Origin of the sequence: Pseudarthrobacter sp. L19 (assembly GCF_050859435.1) — a bacterium.
GTDB lineage: Bacteria > Actinomycetota > Actinomycetes > Actinomycetales > Micrococcaceae > Arthrobacter.
On the sequence record NZ_CP193935.1, the window covers coordinates 2249048 to 2264081 of the forward strand.

The window sequence follows — 15034 nt, forward strand, 5'->3', positions numbered from 1 at the left end:
AGGAAACCCATGAATCCTGACCACAGCAAGTCCGCCGACGTGAACGCCAAACTGCCGGTCGAGGACCCGACCGGTCAGGACCCGGCCGCGACTGACCCGGATGCCGAGGCGAAACTGCAGCTCCAGCTGGCAATCTTCGAGGTCAGCAAGGACTCCAAGGGTCGGAGCCTCGATGAGATCATCACGCGGCTGCGGGCGGCTTTCGCAGACCACGGCGTGGATGAACCGCCCTACACCTGGCTCGAGTCCGTGGCATCCTCGGCGTACTACGGCGAGCCGTACATCATCGACTTCCCGACGGCGCTGGCAGCGGACGACGCCGTCTCCGCGCCGAATGAGCAGGTCAGGGAGCGTCTGGAGAAGCGCCGCGAACTCCGTGCAGAGAAATTGCCGCCGGGCATCTTCCCCTCGGCTTCGGACTGGAACGTGCCCGAGGCCGCGGGCCGCAGCACTACTGCCGGGGCGAACGCCTCCACCCCGCCGGCATCGAAAAAAACGGTGCTGCTGGCCGTCGCAGGGGCCGTGGTCGCGGCGGCGGTCGTAGCCCTGAGCGTCCGGGCATCGAGGAGGAGCGGCAGGGGCCTGCAGGCGGGGACGACTAAAGCCCGGTCCCGCTAGGGACGCTAGTGCCGCGGGCGGTGCCCTTCAGGGTCGGTGCCGCCCGCGGCATTCCTGTGGGCCGCCACGAACGGCCCCAACAGGGTCTGCAGGTGCACGTGGACCTGCGCGACGGGCTGGCCCGCCTCCAGCAGGCGCGTGCCGGCGTGGACCACCGAGTTGATCAGCTCCGCGAGTGACACGGGATCGGCCACGCCGAGGTCAGTGAGCGTGGCGATCAGCGGTTCCTGAAGCTGCCGGTGCATCCGCGTGGCCTGTTCGTCGAGTTCGGCCCCCGGGGCCAGCGCAGCCAGTGCCGCGCCGACGGCGTGGGCGCCCTCGGCCACCAGATCCACATTCGCGGTGGCGTAGGCGAGCACCCTGTCGGCTTCGGTCGGGGCGTCGGCCATGGCGCCGGTGACCCGCTCGGTCCAGCGCGGGAAGATATCGCGGACCAAGGCCTGCAGCAGGTCCTGCCGCGAGTCGAAGTACTGGTAGACGCTTGGCCGGGACAGCCCCGCGCGCGCGGCCACCTCCGCCATGGTCGGCGCCTCGGAGGTCTCCCGCAGAATCTCGTGGGCAGCGTCCAGCAGTGCGCGCTCCTGGGCGGCACGGTGCTCTGCAACGGTGGCGGCACTGATTCTGGGCATGACTCGATCCTTTGACGCTGACTGGCCTACCCACAAGGGTACGTCCCGGCTCAGCGGTGACGCGCAAAGAAAGCGCGGGACGGCGGCGCGATAGGGCCGCCGCCCCGCACCCGGGGGCCTTAGTGGACCGGGGAGGGAGCCCCGAGCCGCCCGTCCACCATTTCGAGGACGCGGTCGCAGTACCCGAGGACGTCGTGGTCGTGCGTGACCATCACCGTTGCGACGCCGTGGTCATGGCTCTGCCGGGCGAGAAACTCCACTACCTCGCGGCTGCGAGCCCGGTCCAGCGAGGCCGTCGGTTCGTCGACGAGCAGCAGTTTCGCCCCGGTGACCAGGGCCCGGGCGATCCCGATGCGCTGGCGTTCACCGCCGGACAGCTGCGCCGGACGGTTGCCGGCGCGGTGGGCCATGCCGACGCTCTCCAGCAGGGCCACGGGATCGAACGTCCGCGGGCCGCCGGCGAGCCGGTTGACCAGCCGCAGCTGGTCCGCCGCGGTCAGGGCGGGGATGAGGTTGCCGGACTGGAAGACAAAGCCGACGTTCGCCAACCGGAATGCGGCACGCCGGCCCTGGCTCATGGCGCCAAGGTCCTGCCCGTTGACGCTGACGGTTCCGGCGTCGGGGGAGGCGAGGGCACCGGCGACGGCGAGCAGAGAGGATTTGCCCGAACCGGACGGCCCGACGACGGCGAGGAACTCCCCGGGGGCGACGTCCAGGCTGACGTGGTCCAGGGCCGTGACCTTGGTGTCGCCGTCGCCCAGGCTCATGACAGCGTGACGGATGGACAGCCCGGCGGCGGGTGAAGCGACCGGACGGCCGGGGCCGGCGGCGGGGAACAGCTGTGTGCTCATCGTTGTCCTCCAAGGGCATTGAGCGGATCAATCCGGGAAATACGGATCACGGCCACGGCCGCACCGATCAGGCCGAGGCCGATGGTGAGTGCCGTGGCTGTGGCGATGGGGGCCGGCTCCAGCGAGAACGGCATGGCCTCCGGCATCGCCGCGCCGAGGCCAAGCCCCGCGGCGACCCCGAGGGCGGTGAAGCCCACCAGCAGGACGGCAGCCTGGGCCAGGCCGTCGCGCAGCAGGTAGCCGGTAGAGGCGCCGATGGCCCGCAGTACCGAGATTTCGTGCTTGCGCTGGATGGTCCACACGGTGAAGAACGCCCCCACCACCAGTGCGCAGATCGCGTAGAGGAAGACCTGGATCATGCTCAGGGTCATGGTTTCGGCTTCGTACCCGGGGGAGGAGTTGAACGCAGCCGACAGGGACTTGGCGGATGTCCCGGCGGCGGAGTCGCCGGCGGCAAGATCCAGGGTGGCGCCCGGCTTCGCCTGAAGCGCGACGACGCTGGCGGTATCGAAGCTGAGCGCGGACAGCTGCGCCTCAGTCGGTGCTCCGGCGGCGGCCTGGCCGGAGGCGACCAGCTGCCAGGTCTTCAAGGGCAGATAGGCGACGTCCACGTGCCCGAAGGTTGCCTGGCCGTCGGTAAAGCCGACAACCGTGAGCTTGGTGCCGATCCGGTCGAGGGTGACGACGGTGCCAAGGCTGATGCCCTCGCTCTTAGCCGTCGAGGATACGACGATGCCGTCCGGGGCGCTCAGCGCGTTGCCGGCCGAGCGCGGCGGCTCAAGGAAGGAACCGGGTTCGACGCCGAAGAGGGTGAGGTCCACCTGCTTGCCGGCGTCGGTGGTGGCGTTGGCCATGCCGACGCCCATCAGTCCGGCGGCGGCCACGCCGTCGGCGCCGCGCCAGGCGTCCAGCTGCCGGCGGTCGACGACGGAGCGGGAGAAGGCATTGTCGGTCTTGGTGCCCTGGTCGAAGGCGAAAGCGGTGACCGGCATCGATTTGAGGCCGGACACCCCGTCGTTGACGAGGCCGGAGGAGAGGCCGGAGAGCATCACCATCAGCACGGCGATGAGGGCGATGACACCGCCCATCAGGCTGAAGCGGCCGCGCGCGAAGATCAATTCGCGGAGTGCGAGGAACATTGGCGGTCCTAGGTTGGAGGGGAAGTGGGAGAGATGCTGACGTGGTGTCAGCATCTTGCCGACAGTTTGTCAGGAAAAGAAGGTCTCTTCAAATTTGCTGCTCTGGGCAGCCCGGCGGCCCTGCCCTAGGATCGAGCCATGACGACGCTTGAGGGTTCAGTTGTTCTGGTGCTGGGTGCCACGGGAGGGCTCGGGTCACGCATAGCCGCCCGACTGGAAGACGGCGGAGCCACGGTGGTCCGGTCCTCGCGCTCCGGCGGACAGGATCTGCGCTCGCCCGCCGCGGTCAGGGAAGTGCTTGAAGGCGTGATGGCCCAGCACAGCCGACTGGACGGAGTGGTGGTGGCGGCCGGGGTGGTCGCCTTCGGCGCCGCGGCGGACCTGGACCCGGCGACGGTGGACGAACTCTTCGCCGTGAACACGACCAGCGTCATGGAGCTGATCGCCGGGGCACAGCCGCACCTGGCGGAGTCGGCGAGGGCGGGCCGGGAGCCGTTCGTAGTCACCCTGAGCGGGGTTGTCGCCGAGGCGCCCGTCGCCGGGCTGGCGACCTATTCGGCGTCGAAGGCTGCGCTCGCAGCCTTCGCGGTGGCCGCCGGCCGCGAGTTCCGCCGCGCCGGGATCCGGATCCTGGATGCGAGGCCGGGCCATACCGGCACCGCGCTGTCCGAGCATCCGATCGCCGGGCGGGCGCCGAAGTTTGGCGCGGCCCTTGACCCGGACGCGGTGGCCGCCCGGATCATCACCGCTATTATCGACGGCGAGAAGGATCTTCCCAGCACGGCTTTCGCGGGCGCCGGGTCCTGACCCCCTGAAGACCCGAGGGGCCGGAAGAACCTGGTTCGCCTAGGGGGAAATCACATGCCCGGAAGGGTGCAGGTGTGACCGTCGGGGTCCATCGGATAGCCGCAGAGCGGGCAGGTCGGACGCCCGGCTCCCACGACTTCCCGGGTGCGCTTGGCGAAGGCCCGCGCGGTTCCCACCGGGATGCGCACCAGGAGCATTTCGCGATCGTCCGCGTCGTCGTCGAACGAATCGTCGTCCTCATCGGCGTCGACGTCGGTGATCGGGTACGCCTCGATGATGATCTGGGCCGTCGTCGGGTCCCAGCCGAGCGTCATGGCACCGGCGCGGAACTGCTCCTGGACGGGCGCCAGCGGATCGTTGTCGACCAGTTCGATCGGTGTGCTGGTGGGCACGCTGAAGGGATTGCCGTCGACTGTGAAGAGCTGATCGAGGATCTCGTCGATCTTCTCCGCCAACTGGGCCGACTGCTGCTTCTCGAGGGCGATGCTCACCGTCTGCGACCCGGCGTTCACCTGGAGGTAGAACGTCCGCGCCCCCGGAACGCCGATGGTGCCGACGACCACCCGGTCTGGCCAGTCAAACTCGTGAACACGTGTGGGCATGTCAGTATTCTAGGCGCAAGGGCCGGCCGCTGCCCTTCGGGCCGGCCCACGCAGGCGGCCGCCACGGCAAGGAGCAACCAGTGAACCCCAGCTTTACCGGCCTGAGTGCCTTCCCCCTCACACCGCTGACACGCGACGCGGTGGATGAGGAGGCGTTCGGCGGCCTCGTCCGGCGCCTGGCCGCGGCAGGCGTCGACTCGATCACGGCCCTCGGATCCACCGGCTCCTACGCCTACCTCAGCCCGGAGGAGCGGGCCCGTGTCGCACGCCTGGCCGTCGCCAACGCCGGCGACGTGCCGGTGTTCGTCGGGGTGGGCGCGCTCCGCACCTCCGACGTCCTCCGCCATATCGACGCCGCCGAACGCGCCGGCACCGCAGGAGTCCTGCTCGCCCCGATCACCTACCAGCCACTCACCGCGGACGACGTCTTTGGACTCTTCGAGACGGTCGCGGGGCACACCGGGCTGCCCGTCATTGTCTACGACAATCCCGGGACCACACACTTCACCTTCACCCCCGACCTGTACTCGGGCATCGCGGCGCTCCCGGGGATCGCCTCGATCAAGATCCCGCCCGTCCCCGCCGGCCCGGCGGAGGCCCGCGCACGGGTAGCGGAGATCCGCGCCGTCATCCCCGCCCACGTCACCATCGGCATCTCCGGGGATGCGTCCGCCGCGGCCGGGCTAACAGCGGGCTGCGACGCCTGGTACTCCGTGATCGCCGGGACGCTGCCCGGGCCTGCGCTCACCATCACGCGGGCCGTCCAGGAGGGAAAGGCCGCGGACGCGGCGGCGGAGTCCGCGCGGCTCGGCCCGCTGTGGGAACTCTTCCAGGAGTTCGGCGGCAGCCTCCGCGTGGTTGCGGCGGTGGCCGAACAGCTGGGCCTCGTCCAGGGGCCAAGCCTTCCGCTGCCCATCCGGGGGCTGGACACGGAGCAGCGGGCCCGCGTCGCCCGCGTCCTCAAGGCCCTGGACCTGGGCTGACACAGGGCTGAGGCCCGGGGACCGCCGCGCGGAGTCCTCTATCGTAGGGTCATGAGCCCCGGCCCGGAACTGCGCCTCGTCCTACCGCACCAGCTGTTCGACCAGCACCTGGACGCGGCCGCCGGCACCGTGTTCGTGCTGATCGAGCACGACCTGATGTTCCGCCAGTACTCGTTCCACGCCCAGAAGCTGGTCCTGCACCGGGCCACGATGACCCGCTTCGCCCGCCGGCTGCGCGGCCGCGGCTTCGAGGTGGAGGTCCTGGCCAGCGACGCCGGGCGGCCCTCCGGCGAACAGCTGGCCGCGCTGGTCCGCGGCCGCCGCCCGTCCCGGGTCACGTGGTTCGACGTCGTCGACGACTGGCTGGAGCGGGACCTGGACGCCGCGCTGAACGACGGCGGCTACCGGCCGCGCGAGGCCGACGTGCTGGAGACCCCGAACTTCCTCACCAGCCGCCGGGAGATCGACGACTGGTTCGCCGGGAAAACCGCACGCATGCACGACTTCTACGTGTGGCAGCGCCGCAGGCTGGACCTCCTGATGGAGGGCGGCCGGCCCGTGGGCGGCAAATGGTCCTTCGACGCGGAGAACCGCAAGAAACTGCCGCGCGGCTATACCCCAGCCACCGTAGGCCGGTTCGCCGGTCATCCCGCCGTCGAGCCGCAGGGCAGCTTCGACCTGACGGGTCTGGACGGAGCCGCGGCGGAACAGCCCGACGGCGGGCCGCAGGCCGGCCAGCACCGCGACGTCGCCGACGCCATCGACTGGGTGGCCAGGGAGTTCCCGGACGCCCCGGGGGACCCGACGCTTTTCGCCTGGCCCACCAGCGCCGGGGAGGCCCGGGACCATCTGCGTGAATTCGTCCGGGACCGGCTGAACGACTTCGGACCCTACGAGGACGCGATCTCCGCCGGGCACCCGTTCATCGCGCACGGCTTGCTCACCCCGGCCCTGAACGTCGGCCTGCTGGATCCGCGGGAGGTGGTCGACGCCGTCCTGGACGGGGCGGATGAGGCCACGCCCCTGGCCTCGGTGGAGGGCTTCATCCGGCAGGTTATCGGCTGGCGCGAATACATGCGCGCCACGTACCTGACGGGTGGCCGTGCCCTGCGCAGTGCCAACCGGCTGGGGCATCGGAATGAACTGGGTGAGGGCTGGTGGGACGCGGGCACCGGCCTGGCGCCTGTAGACCTGGTGGTCTCCCGCGTCCTGGCCACCGGCTACGCCCACCACATCGAACGGCTGATGGTCCTCGGCAACGCCATGTCCCTGCTGCGCATTCACCCGGACGCCGTCTATGAGTGGTTCATGGAACTGTTCATAGACGCCTACGACTGGGTGATGGTCCCCAACGTCTACGCCATGAGCCAGTTCGCGGCCGGGGATGCCATCACCACCAAGCCCTACGTCTCCGGCAGCAATTACCTGAAGAAGATGTCGGACCTCCCGCCGGGGCAGTGGACCGCGGACTGGGACGGGCTGTACTGGACATTCATCGCGGACCACCGGGAGGTGTTTGCCGCGAACCCGCGGTCGCGGATGGTCGTCTCGTTGCTGGACGGGATGGATCCGGAGACGCGCGCCCGCCACCGGAACCGCGCTGAAGTCCTCCTGGCGGCCGGCCGGCCGGGGAACCGGCTCACCGCAACGGGAGCCCGGTAATTACGGCTTAACTGGGAAACCTCAGCAAAGCTTCGGCAAGCGCATTTCTGCCGCACCGTCAATAGCCCCCGGTAACGGATCCGTCAACGAATTTTCACAAAATTTACACAGCCGAATGAAAGTTTGTTACAGCTCGATAACGAACGATAGTGCTGTCCAAATTTCCCACCATTCCGCGCCATCCCGGGTTTACAGTTCATGCCATGTGAGACGAACCACACTGCCGCTGGGGGAGTGTGGGCGTCTGGCCGGTGCCGTTGGCGCAGGTCTCATCCACACCACAGAAACAAGGAGGCGGAATGCGCTTCGGTCGTATTTCCAAAGCGGTGGGGGTGGCAGCGGCAGCTGCCCTCGCACTCAGCGCCTGCGCCGGCAATAGCGGCGGGTCAACCCCGTCGTCGTCGGCCGCGGCAGGCAAAACCGGCGGATCGGCAACGGTCGTCGAGGTTAACGCGTTCAACACGTTCAACCCGAACACCGCCGACGGCAACACTGACATCAACTCCAAGGTCAGCTACGCCACCCACTCGGGTTTCTACTACATCGATAACAAGCTGAACGTTGTCCGCAACGAAAAGTTCGGCAAGATGGAAAAGACCTCCGATAACCCGCTGACGGTGAAATACACCATCAACGACGGCGTGAAGTGGTCCGACGGCACGCCCGTCACCGCCGCCGACCTCCTGCTGCAGTGGGCCGCCTTCTCCGGCTACTACAACGACGCCGATGCCGACGCGAAGACAGGTACCTCGTACTTCTCCTACGCCGGTGACCCCACCGGCCTGGCGCTCACCGACTTCCCGGAGATGAGCGACGACGGCAAGTCGATGACCATCAAGTACTCCAAGCCGTTCGCCGACTGGGAAATCGCCCTCGGCGGCCCCGGCGTCGACATCCCCGCGCACGTCCTGGCCAAGAAGGCCGGCCTGGCCGATGCCAAGGCGTTCGTCTCCATGCTCAAGGGCATGCCACGCGGCGACTCCAAGGCTCCGAAGCCTGCCAACGCGCAGCTGAAGGCCATGTCCGACCTCTGGAACACCGGCTTCGACACCAAGACCCTCCCGGCCGATCCGGAGCTCTTCCTCTCCAACGGCCCGTACGTCGTCAAGACCATCAACCAGGACCAGTCCCTGACCATGGTCAAGAACAAGGACTACAACTGGGGCCCGGACGCCAAGCTGGACGAAATCACCGTTCGCTACATCGGCGACTCCGCCGCCCAGGTCCAGGCGCTGAAGAACGGCGAAGCCGACATCATCGCCCCGCAGGCCTCCGCCGACACGGTGGACCAGCTCAAGGCACTCGAGAGCCAGGGCGTCACGGTCGACCAGGGCAACCAGCTCTCCTACGACCACATCGACCTGAACTACACCGGGCCGTTCGCGGACAAGAACGTCCGCGAGGCGTTCATGAAGACCGTCCCGCGCAAGGACATCGTCGACAAGATCGTCAAGAAGCTTGACCCGAAGGCTGCGCCGCTGGACTCCCAGCTGTTCGTCCCGGACCAGGCCGCCTACGCCGATTCGGTCAAGAACAACGGCTCCTCCGCGTACCAGGATGTCGACATCGACGGCGCCAAGAAGCTGCTCAACGGTGCCACCCCCGAAGTCCGCATCATGTACAACAAGGACAACCCCAACCGTGTTGACGCCTTCTCCCTGATCCGCGAGTCCGCCGCCAAGGCAGGCTTCAAGATCGTCGACGGCGGCCTCGGCAAGTCCGACTGGGGCAAGGCCCTGGGCAAGGGTGGCTACGACGCCACCATCTTCGGCTGGATCAACCCGGGCGTCGGTGTCTCCGGCGTCCCGCAGATCTTCAAGACCGGCAACGACTCCAACTTCAACCAGTTCTCCGACAAGGATGCTGACAAGTTGATGGACGAGCTGATCGTCACCACCGACAAGAGCAAGCAGGACGGCCTGATCCAGCAGATCGACAAGAAGATCTGGGATTCCGCGTACGGTCTGCCGCTGTTCCAGGCAGTGGGCGTTGACGCCTACTCCGACCGCATCACCGGTGTGAAGTACATGCCGAACCAGACCGGCGTCTGGTGGAACTTCTGGGAGTGGGCTCAGAAGTAGCCGACGACCGCAAGTAACACGTGCTGGCGAAAGGCGTCGGGACCAAGGCTCCACGGTCCCGACGCCTTTCTAGCGGCACCCCACAGAGGTTTGGCCCCGCCGTATCCCCGCGGCCGGCGTGAACCCAGCAACCGGTCCCGGCAATCCCAGGGCCTGAATACCGAGGTTGTACTCCCATGGTGACTTACGTAGTCCGGCGGCTCATGACGGCCGCCCTCATCCTTCTCGGCGCTTCCTTCCTGGTCTATCTCCTGACAGCGGCGTCCGGAGACCCCCTGGAGGAATTCCGGGTCAATAACTCCCCGCAGAAGCAGGCCCTGATGGACGCCCGGACGCAGCTGCTGCAGCTCGACGTCCCCGCCCCGGTGCGCTACTTCCGCTGGCTCGGCGGAGCGGCCCAGTGCCTGGTGCCGTTCGCCAACTCCTGCGACCTGGGCAAGAACATCGCCGGGCAGCCCGTCACGGACGCCCTCGGCCACGCCCTGATCCAGACCCTGACGCTGGTCACCGGCGCCACCATCCTGGCCATCCTGATCGGCATCACGCTCGGCATCATCACCGCGCTGCGCCAGTACAGCGCCCTGGACTACGGCGTCACCTTCATGGCGTTCCTGTTCTTCTCGCTGCCGATCTTCTGGGTCGCCGTCCTGCTCAAGGAATTCGGCGCCATCGGCTTTAACAACTTCCTGAGGGACCCCGACGTCCCGCTCCCCGTGGCTTTGGCCATCGGGCTGGTGCTCGGCGTGATCGTCGCCGTCGCCGCCGGCGGCGCACCGCGACGACGGCTCACCGTCGGCGCCGTCGTCTTTGCCTTCGTCAGCGCCGTCCTGATCTACTTCTCCGCCACCCTCTGGTTCAAGAACCCGGGCCTCGGCCCGGTGGTGATTGCGATCGCCGGCGTCGGCATCGCCTTCGCCGTCACCCTGCTCTCCGCGGGCCTGAAGAATCGCAAGGCGCTGCAGTCCTCGCTGATCGCCGTCGCCGTCGGCGTCGTCCTCTACTTCGTGGTCCAGCCCCTGCTGAACCAGGCGACCTTCCTGATGATCGTGCTGCTGGCCATCGCCGCCGTCCTGGTGGGCCTGGGCATCGGCTACCTGATGGGCGGCTACGACCGCGGCCAGTCCATGCGCGCCGCAGCGATCACCTCGTTCCTGGTCGGCGGAATGATCCTGCTGGACCGGTTCATGCAGGCCTGGCCGAGCTACTTCGACAACAGCCGCGTCCGCGGCCGCCCGATCGCCACGATCGGCGCCGGCACCCCCAACATCGAGGGCGACTTCTGGATCCTCGGGCTGGACTCGTTCACCCACCTGATCCTGCCCACCATGGCCCTGATCCTCATCTCGCTGGCCAGCTACACCCGCTTCACCCGGGCCTCGATGCTGGAAATTATGAACATGGACTACATCCGCACCGCCCGCGCCAAGGGCGTCTCGGAACGGACCGTGGTCATGCGGCACGCCTTCCGGAACGCCCTGATTCCCATCGCCACGATCGTGGCCTTCGACATCGGCGGCCTGATCGGCGGCGCCGTCATCACCGAATCCGTGTTCTCGGTGCGCGGCATGGGCTTCCTGTTCCTGGACGGCATCTCCCACACCGACCCCAACCCGGTCATGGGCGTCTTCGTCTGTGTGGCCATAACGGCCATGGGTTTCAACCTCATTGCGGACCTCGCCTACTCCGCACTTGATCCGCGCGTAAGGGTAAAAGCATGAGCCAGCCAAGCCAGCAAGACGAAATCATGGCCGAGGACGCGGCCCTCAAGGGTGCCCCCGCGGCCGGCATCGAACCCGTCCTCGAGGCCAAGGGCCTAAGCCAGGGCCAGATCGTGCGCAAGCGCTTCCTCGGCCATACCGGCGCGATCATCGGCCTGGTGGTCTTCGCCATCATCTTCCTGATGGCCTTCACCTCAGTGGGCTACCTCGGCATCCCGGGCTGGTGGAAGTACAACCACGAGCAGGTCTCCGCACTGGTCAACGACGGCGCCCCCACCTCCTCGCTGTGGCCGCTGGCCTGGGGCGAGCACCCCTTCGGCCAGGACCGGATCGGCCGTGACCTGTTCGCCATGACCATGCGCGGCGCGCAGCAGTCCATCACCGTCATGGTGGTCATCGGCGTGATTGCCGGCCTGCTCGGCGTCCTGGTCGGAGCCATCTCCGGCTACTTCCGCGGCTGGGCCGAGGCCGTCCTGATGCGCCTCACCGACGTCATCATCATCATCCCGGCACTGCTCCTCGCAGCGGTCATGGCGCAGATGGCCGGCCGGCGCGACTCCGGCAGTTGGTTCGCCTCCTTCGCCAGCACCAACGGCGTCCTGGCCCTGGGCATCTTCCTCGGCCTGATCAGCTGGGTCAGCCTCGCCCGGCTCATGCGCGGCGAGTTCCTGTCCCTGCGGGAACGCGAATTCGTCGACGCCGCCCGGATCTCCGGTGCCAGCAACGCCCGGATCATTTTCAAGCACATCCTGCCCAACGCCGTCGGCGTCCTGATTGTCAACGTCACCCTCACCATGTCCGCGGCCATCCTCACCGAGACCGCGCTGAGCTTCCTGGGCGTCGGCGTCAAGGCCCCGGACACGTCCCTGGGCCTGCTCATCTCGCAGAACCAGCAGGCCTTCGCCACCCGGCCCTGGCTGTTCTGGTTCCCCGGCCTGTTCATCGTGCTGATCTGCCTGAGCATCAACTTCATCGGCGACGGGCTGCGGGACGCCTTCGACCCGCGGCAGAAGAAGTTCAACGCCAAGAAGGCCCGCGAGGCCGACGCCGCCGCGGGTGCCCCGGCGGGTGCTTCCGCCGGGGCGGGTGCCTCGCCGGCCGCGGAAAAGTCCGCGGTCACCGCCTTCGACGGCACCAAGGACGACTAAGATGACAGCCCCGAACCCGGGCCTCCGGCTAGACGGCTGCGACGGTCCAGGCGCTGGCCGCCAGCAGCAGCACGGCGACGGCGATCGCCGCCCACCGCGGGGTCACGGCCACCGCGGTGGTGGCGGCCTCGCCGGCGGCCAGGGCGCCACTCTCCACGAGGGCCTGCCAGCGGCCGCGCACCAGCCGGGCGGCCTGGCCCGAGTCGGTGGTCTTCAAATCGCCCGGGCGCACCGAGTTGCCCGGGCCGTAGCTGGTGTCCGGCAGCCCGCGCAGGTCCTCGGGACGGGCGTTGCGGCCGCCCCAGATGCCCGGCGCGGGGGCTGCCCACGCGGCGTAGCTCTTTTGTGCCGTCACGAGCGTCAGGGCGTAGCGGGTGTCCACGTGCACCAGCGCCGCCCACGGCACCTCGACGGACCGGAACGGGTTCTCCAGGGTGACCCCGCCGTCGTGCACCACGACGGCGGGGAGCCAGAAGAACTGCCAGCCCAGGAAGGCCACCAGCAGCAGGGGAGCGGTGCCCAGCAGCCCCGCGGGACCGGCCGAGGCCACCGTCACGACGAGGCCCAGCAGCCCCACACCCCAGGCCAGGCCGGCGAACCATTTGTTTGTCCGGGCCTTGAAGATTTCGACGTTTCCGGCATCGGGCACTGTGCTCATGCCCCCCATATTTCAGCATTCCGGCCGTGCGCACTAAATTCCCGGTGCGGCGGCCCGGCGGAAGGAACACCCCATCATGACTGACTTCATCACCGTGGACCCGGCGCAGCCCTCCGCCCCCGGCAAGGGCGACGTCGTCCTGGAGGTCCGCGACCTCAGCGTCGACTTCGGCGTGGACAAGAAATGGGTCCCGGCCGCCATCCGGCTGAACTACGAGGTCCGGGCCGGTGAGGTCCTGGCGATCGTCGGCGAGTCCGGCTCGGGCAAGAGCGCCAGCTCCATGGCGCTTCTGGGCCTGCTGCCGAGCAACAGCCGCGTCAGCGGCAGCGTCAAGCTGGCCGGCAAGGAACTCCTCGGCGGCAGCGAGGCCAACATCAGGGCCGTCCGCGGCAAGGACGTCGCCGTGATCTTCCAGGAGCCGATGACCGCGCTGAACCCGGTCTACACCGTCGGGTCGCAGATCGTGGAGACCATCCGGCTACACAACGAGGTCTCCCCGGACCAGGCCAGGGAACGGGCCGTCCGGATGCTCGAGCTGGTGGAGCTGCCGGATCCGGAGAAGGCCTTCCGCTCCTACCCGCACCAGCTCTCCGGCGGCCAGCGGCAGCGCGCCATGATCGCCCAGTCGCTCTCCTGCGACCCCAAGCTGCTGATCGCCGACGAGCCCACCACGGCCCTCGACGTCACCGTCCAGGCCGAAATCCTGGACCTGATGCGCAACCTCCGCAACAAGCTCGACAGCGCGATTGTCCTAATCACCCACGACATGGGCGTCGTCGCCGACCTCGCGGACCGGATCGCGGTCATGCGCCGCGGTGTGATTGTGGAGACCGGCACGGCGGCGGAGATCTTCCACAACCCGCAGCACGAGTACACCAAGGCGCTGCTGGACGCCGTCCCGCACCTGGGCCAGGGCGGGGAGGCCGACGGCGACGTCGACGTTACCGCGGCCCTCGCCGCCGCCACCCAGGCCGACCTTGAGGCCATCCCGCACGAGGAGCTCCTCCGCCGGGAGCGGGCGAACGCCGCGGCCCTCGCCGCCGCCGCGGAGGCCGCCAAGCCGCAGGGCGATCCGGTCCTGGAACTGACCGACGTCGCCATCGAATACCCCAAGCAGGGCCGGGTGCCGGCGTTCCGCGCCGTCGAGGGCGCCAACCTGGCGATTTACCCGGGCCAGGTCGTCGGCCTGGTGGGGGAGTCCGGCTCCGGCAAGACCACCATCGGCCGCGCCGCCGTCGGCCTGCTGCCCGTCGCGGCCGGCACCATGAAGGTGGTGGGCCAGGACATCTCCGCCGCCAAACGCAACGGCCGGCAGCTGCACGAGATGCGCCGCCACGTGGGCATGGTCTTCCAGGACCCGTCCTCCTCGCTGAACCCCCGCCTGCCGATCGGCGAGAGCATCGGCGAGCCGATGTTCCTGGCCGGCGTGGCGAAGGGCGCCGAGCTGCAGTCCCGGATCGAGGCGCTGCTGGACCAGGTGGAACTGCCGCGCAACTACCGCAACCGCTACCCGCACGAACTCTCCGGCGGGCAGAAGCAGCGCGTCGGCATCGCCCGGGCGCTGTCGCTGAAGCCGAAGCTGATGGTGGCCGACGAGCCCACCTCCGCGCTGGACGTCTCGGTCCAGGCCAAGGTGCTGGAGCTGTTCCAGAACCTGCAGAAGGAACTTGGCTTCGCCTGCCTCTTCGTCACCCACGACCTCGCCGTCGTCGACGTCCTCGCCGACCGCATCTGCGTGATGCAGCGGGGCCGGATCGTCGAGCAGGGCAGCCGCGACCAGATCCTGCGCAACCCGCAGGAACCGTACACCCAGCGCCTGCTGGCGGCCGTACCCCTGCCGGATCCGGAGAAGCAGCGGGAACGGCGGGAGTTGCGTGCCCAGCTGCTCTCGGGCGCCAGCTAAGAGAGCGGTTAGGAGAGCGGCTAAAAGAGGGGCAACGGGGAGGGAATCCAGGAGGAACCGAAAAGGCGGGGCACGAATCCTACCAGCGAGTAATCTGTGACTTGAAATACGTTGCGCGTGACGCTAGCCGTCACAGTGCTGTCGAGTCACGGTTTGGCAACGGAGTTCCATGATCTGGACATCTTGCGGTTAGGCTACTTCCATATGTAGGCCACGTCACAGGGATATCCCTGTG

Annotated in this window: 13 protein-coding genes; 8 read left to right on the plus strand and 5 right to left on the minus strand. The window is 68.3% G+C overall.

Features of this window, described 5'->3' with window-relative positions; genetic code table 11:
* Window positions 1–9: 9 nt before the first annotated feature.
* Window positions 10–618: a hypothetical protein gene (locus tag ACRQ5B_RS10730; RefSeq protein ID WP_432393771.1), complete on the plus strand. Its 609-nt coding sequence runs from the start codon at window positions 10–12 to the stop codon at window positions 616–618.
* A gap of 5 nt (window positions 619–623) precedes the next feature.
* Here the strand turns inward: ACRQ5B_RS10730 and ACRQ5B_RS10735 are convergent, their stop codons facing one another.
* From ACRQ5B_RS10735 to ACRQ5B_RS10745, 3 genes are all read right to left on the minus strand, one after another.
* A complete protein-coding gene (locus tag ACRQ5B_RS10735) occupies window positions 624–1247 on the minus strand; it encodes a TetR/AcrR family transcriptional regulator (RefSeq protein ID WP_432393773.1) in 624 nt (207 codons plus the stop codon).
* A 119-nt stretch (window positions 1248–1366) separates the two neighbouring features.
* Complete coding sequence (locus tag ACRQ5B_RS10740; RefSeq protein ID WP_432393775.1) at window positions 1367–2098, minus strand: ABC transporter ATP-binding protein; 732 nt, start codon at window positions 2096–2098, stop codon at window positions 1367–1369.
* Window positions 2095–3237 (minus strand): ABC transporter permease, encoded by a 1143-nt coding sequence (locus tag ACRQ5B_RS10745; protein WP_432393777.1) that lies wholly within the window; start codon window positions 3235–3237, stop codon window positions 2095–2097. The genes ACRQ5B_RS10740 and ACRQ5B_RS10745 overlap by 4 nt, the downstream gene beginning before the upstream one ends.
* Before the next feature lie 138 nt (window positions 3238–3375).
* Between ACRQ5B_RS10745 and ACRQ5B_RS10750 the strand changes: the two genes are divergently transcribed.
* Entirely contained in the window at window positions 3376–4044 is a 669-nt protein-coding gene (locus ACRQ5B_RS10750) for an SDR family NAD(P)-dependent oxidoreductase (protein WP_432393779.1), read from the plus strand.
* A 50-nt stretch (window positions 4045–4094) separates the two neighbouring features.
* Here ACRQ5B_RS10750 and ACRQ5B_RS10755 read toward each other — a convergent pair whose 3' ends face one another.
* Window positions 4095–4646, minus strand: coding sequence for a DUF3090 domain-containing protein (locus ACRQ5B_RS10755; RefSeq protein WP_432393781.1), 552 nt, complete (start codon window positions 4644–4646; stop codon window positions 4095–4097).
* A gap of 80 nt (window positions 4647–4726) precedes the next feature.
* Here ACRQ5B_RS10755 and ACRQ5B_RS10760 point away from each other — a divergent pair, with 80 nt between their 5' ends.
* The 5 genes from ACRQ5B_RS10760 (at window position 4727) to ACRQ5B_RS10780 (ending at window position 12238) form a co-directional block, all read left to right on the plus strand.
* On the plus strand, window positions 4727–5629 hold the full coding sequence (locus tag ACRQ5B_RS10760) for a dihydrodipicolinate synthase family protein (protein WP_432393783.1): 903 nt from the start codon (window positions 4727–4729) through the stop codon (window positions 5627–5629).
* Between the two features lie 51 nt (window positions 5630–5680).
* Window positions 5681–7291: a cryptochrome/photolyase family protein gene (locus ACRQ5B_RS10765; RefSeq protein WP_432393785.1), complete on the plus strand. Its 1611-nt coding sequence runs from the start codon at window positions 5681–5683 to the stop codon at window positions 7289–7291.
* 299 nt (window positions 7292–7590) lie between these two features.
* Window positions 7591–9372 carry an ABC transporter family substrate-binding protein gene (locus tag ACRQ5B_RS10770; protein WP_432393787.1) on the plus strand — a complete coding sequence of 594 codons (1782 nt, stop codon included), beginning with the start codon at window positions 7591–7593 and terminating at the stop codon, window positions 9370–9372.
* 176 nt (window positions 9373–9548) lie between these two features.
* A complete protein-coding gene (locus ACRQ5B_RS10775) occupies window positions 9549–11090 on the plus strand; it encodes an ABC transporter permease (RefSeq protein ID WP_432393789.1) in 1542 nt (513 codons plus the stop codon).
* 26 nt (window positions 11091–11116) lie between these two features.
* A complete protein-coding gene (locus ACRQ5B_RS10780; protein ID WP_432398741.1) occupies window positions 11117–12238 on the plus strand; it encodes an ABC transporter permease in 1122 nt (373 codons plus the stop codon).
* Between the two features lie 28 nt (window positions 12239–12266).
* Here ACRQ5B_RS10780 and ACRQ5B_RS10785 read toward each other — a convergent pair whose 3' ends face one another.
* Window positions 12267–12896: a PH domain-containing protein gene (locus ACRQ5B_RS10785; RefSeq protein WP_432393791.1), complete on the minus strand. Its 630-nt coding sequence runs from the start codon at window positions 12894–12896 to the stop codon at window positions 12267–12269.
* 76 nt (window positions 12897–12972) lie between these two features.
* On the opposite strand from ACRQ5B_RS10785, the gene ACRQ5B_RS10790 reads away from it, so the two are divergent.
* A complete protein-coding gene (locus ACRQ5B_RS10790; protein WP_412883593.1) occupies window positions 12973–14799 on the plus strand; it encodes an ABC transporter ATP-binding protein in 1827 nt (608 codons plus the stop codon).
* The last annotated feature ends 235 nt before the right edge of the window (window positions 14800–15034 follow it).

What these genes read in the sequence shown, in the direction of transcription:
- ACRQ5B_RS10740 (WP_432393775.1), bottom strand. Translation starts at nt 2,098, where the DNA reads ATGAGCACACAGCTGTTCCCCGCCGCCGGCCCCGGCCGTCCGGTCGCT.
- ACRQ5B_RS10730 (WP_432393771.1), top strand. Translation starts at nt 10, where the DNA reads ATGAATCCTGACCACAGCAAGTCCGCCGACGTGAACGCCAAACTGCCG.
- ACRQ5B_RS10775 (WP_432393789.1), top strand. Translation starts at nt 9,549, where the DNA reads ATGGTGACTTACGTAGTCCGGCGGCTCATGACGGCCGCCCTCATCCTT.
- ACRQ5B_RS10780 (WP_432398741.1), top strand. Translation starts at nt 11,117, where the DNA reads ATGGCCGAGGACGCGGCCCTCAAGGGTGCCCCCGCGGCCGGCATCGAA.
- ACRQ5B_RS10750 (WP_432393779.1), top strand. Translation starts at nt 3,376, where the DNA reads ATGACGACGCTTGAGGGTTCAGTTGTTCTGGTGCTGGGTGCCACGGGA.
- ACRQ5B_RS10770 (WP_432393787.1), top strand. Translation starts at nt 7,591, where the DNA reads ATGCGCTTCGGTCGTATTTCCAAAGCGGTGGGGGTGGCAGCGGCAGCT.
- ACRQ5B_RS10735 (WP_432393773.1), bottom strand. Translation starts at nt 1,247, where the DNA reads ATGCCCAGAATCAGTGCCGCCACCGTTGCAGAGCACCGTGCCGCCCAG.
- ACRQ5B_RS10745 (WP_432393777.1), bottom strand. Translation starts at nt 3,237, where the DNA reads ATGTTCCTCGCACTCCGCGAATTGATCTTCGCGCGCGGCCGCTTCAGC.
- ACRQ5B_RS10790 (WP_412883593.1), top strand. Translation starts at nt 12,973, where the DNA reads ATGACTGACTTCATCACCGTGGACCCGGCGCAGCCCTCCGCCCCCGGC.
- ACRQ5B_RS10755 (WP_432393781.1), bottom strand. Translation starts at nt 4,646, where the DNA reads ATGCCCACACGTGTTCACGAGTTTGACTGGCCAGACCGGGTGGTCGTC.
- ACRQ5B_RS10765 (WP_432393785.1), top strand. Translation starts at nt 5,681, where the DNA reads ATGAGCCCCGGCCCGGAACTGCGCCTCGTCCTACCGCACCAGCTGTTC.
- ACRQ5B_RS10785 (WP_432393791.1), bottom strand. Translation starts at nt 12,896, where the DNA reads ATGAGCACAGTGCCCGATGCCGGAAACGTCGAAATCTTCAAGGCCCGG.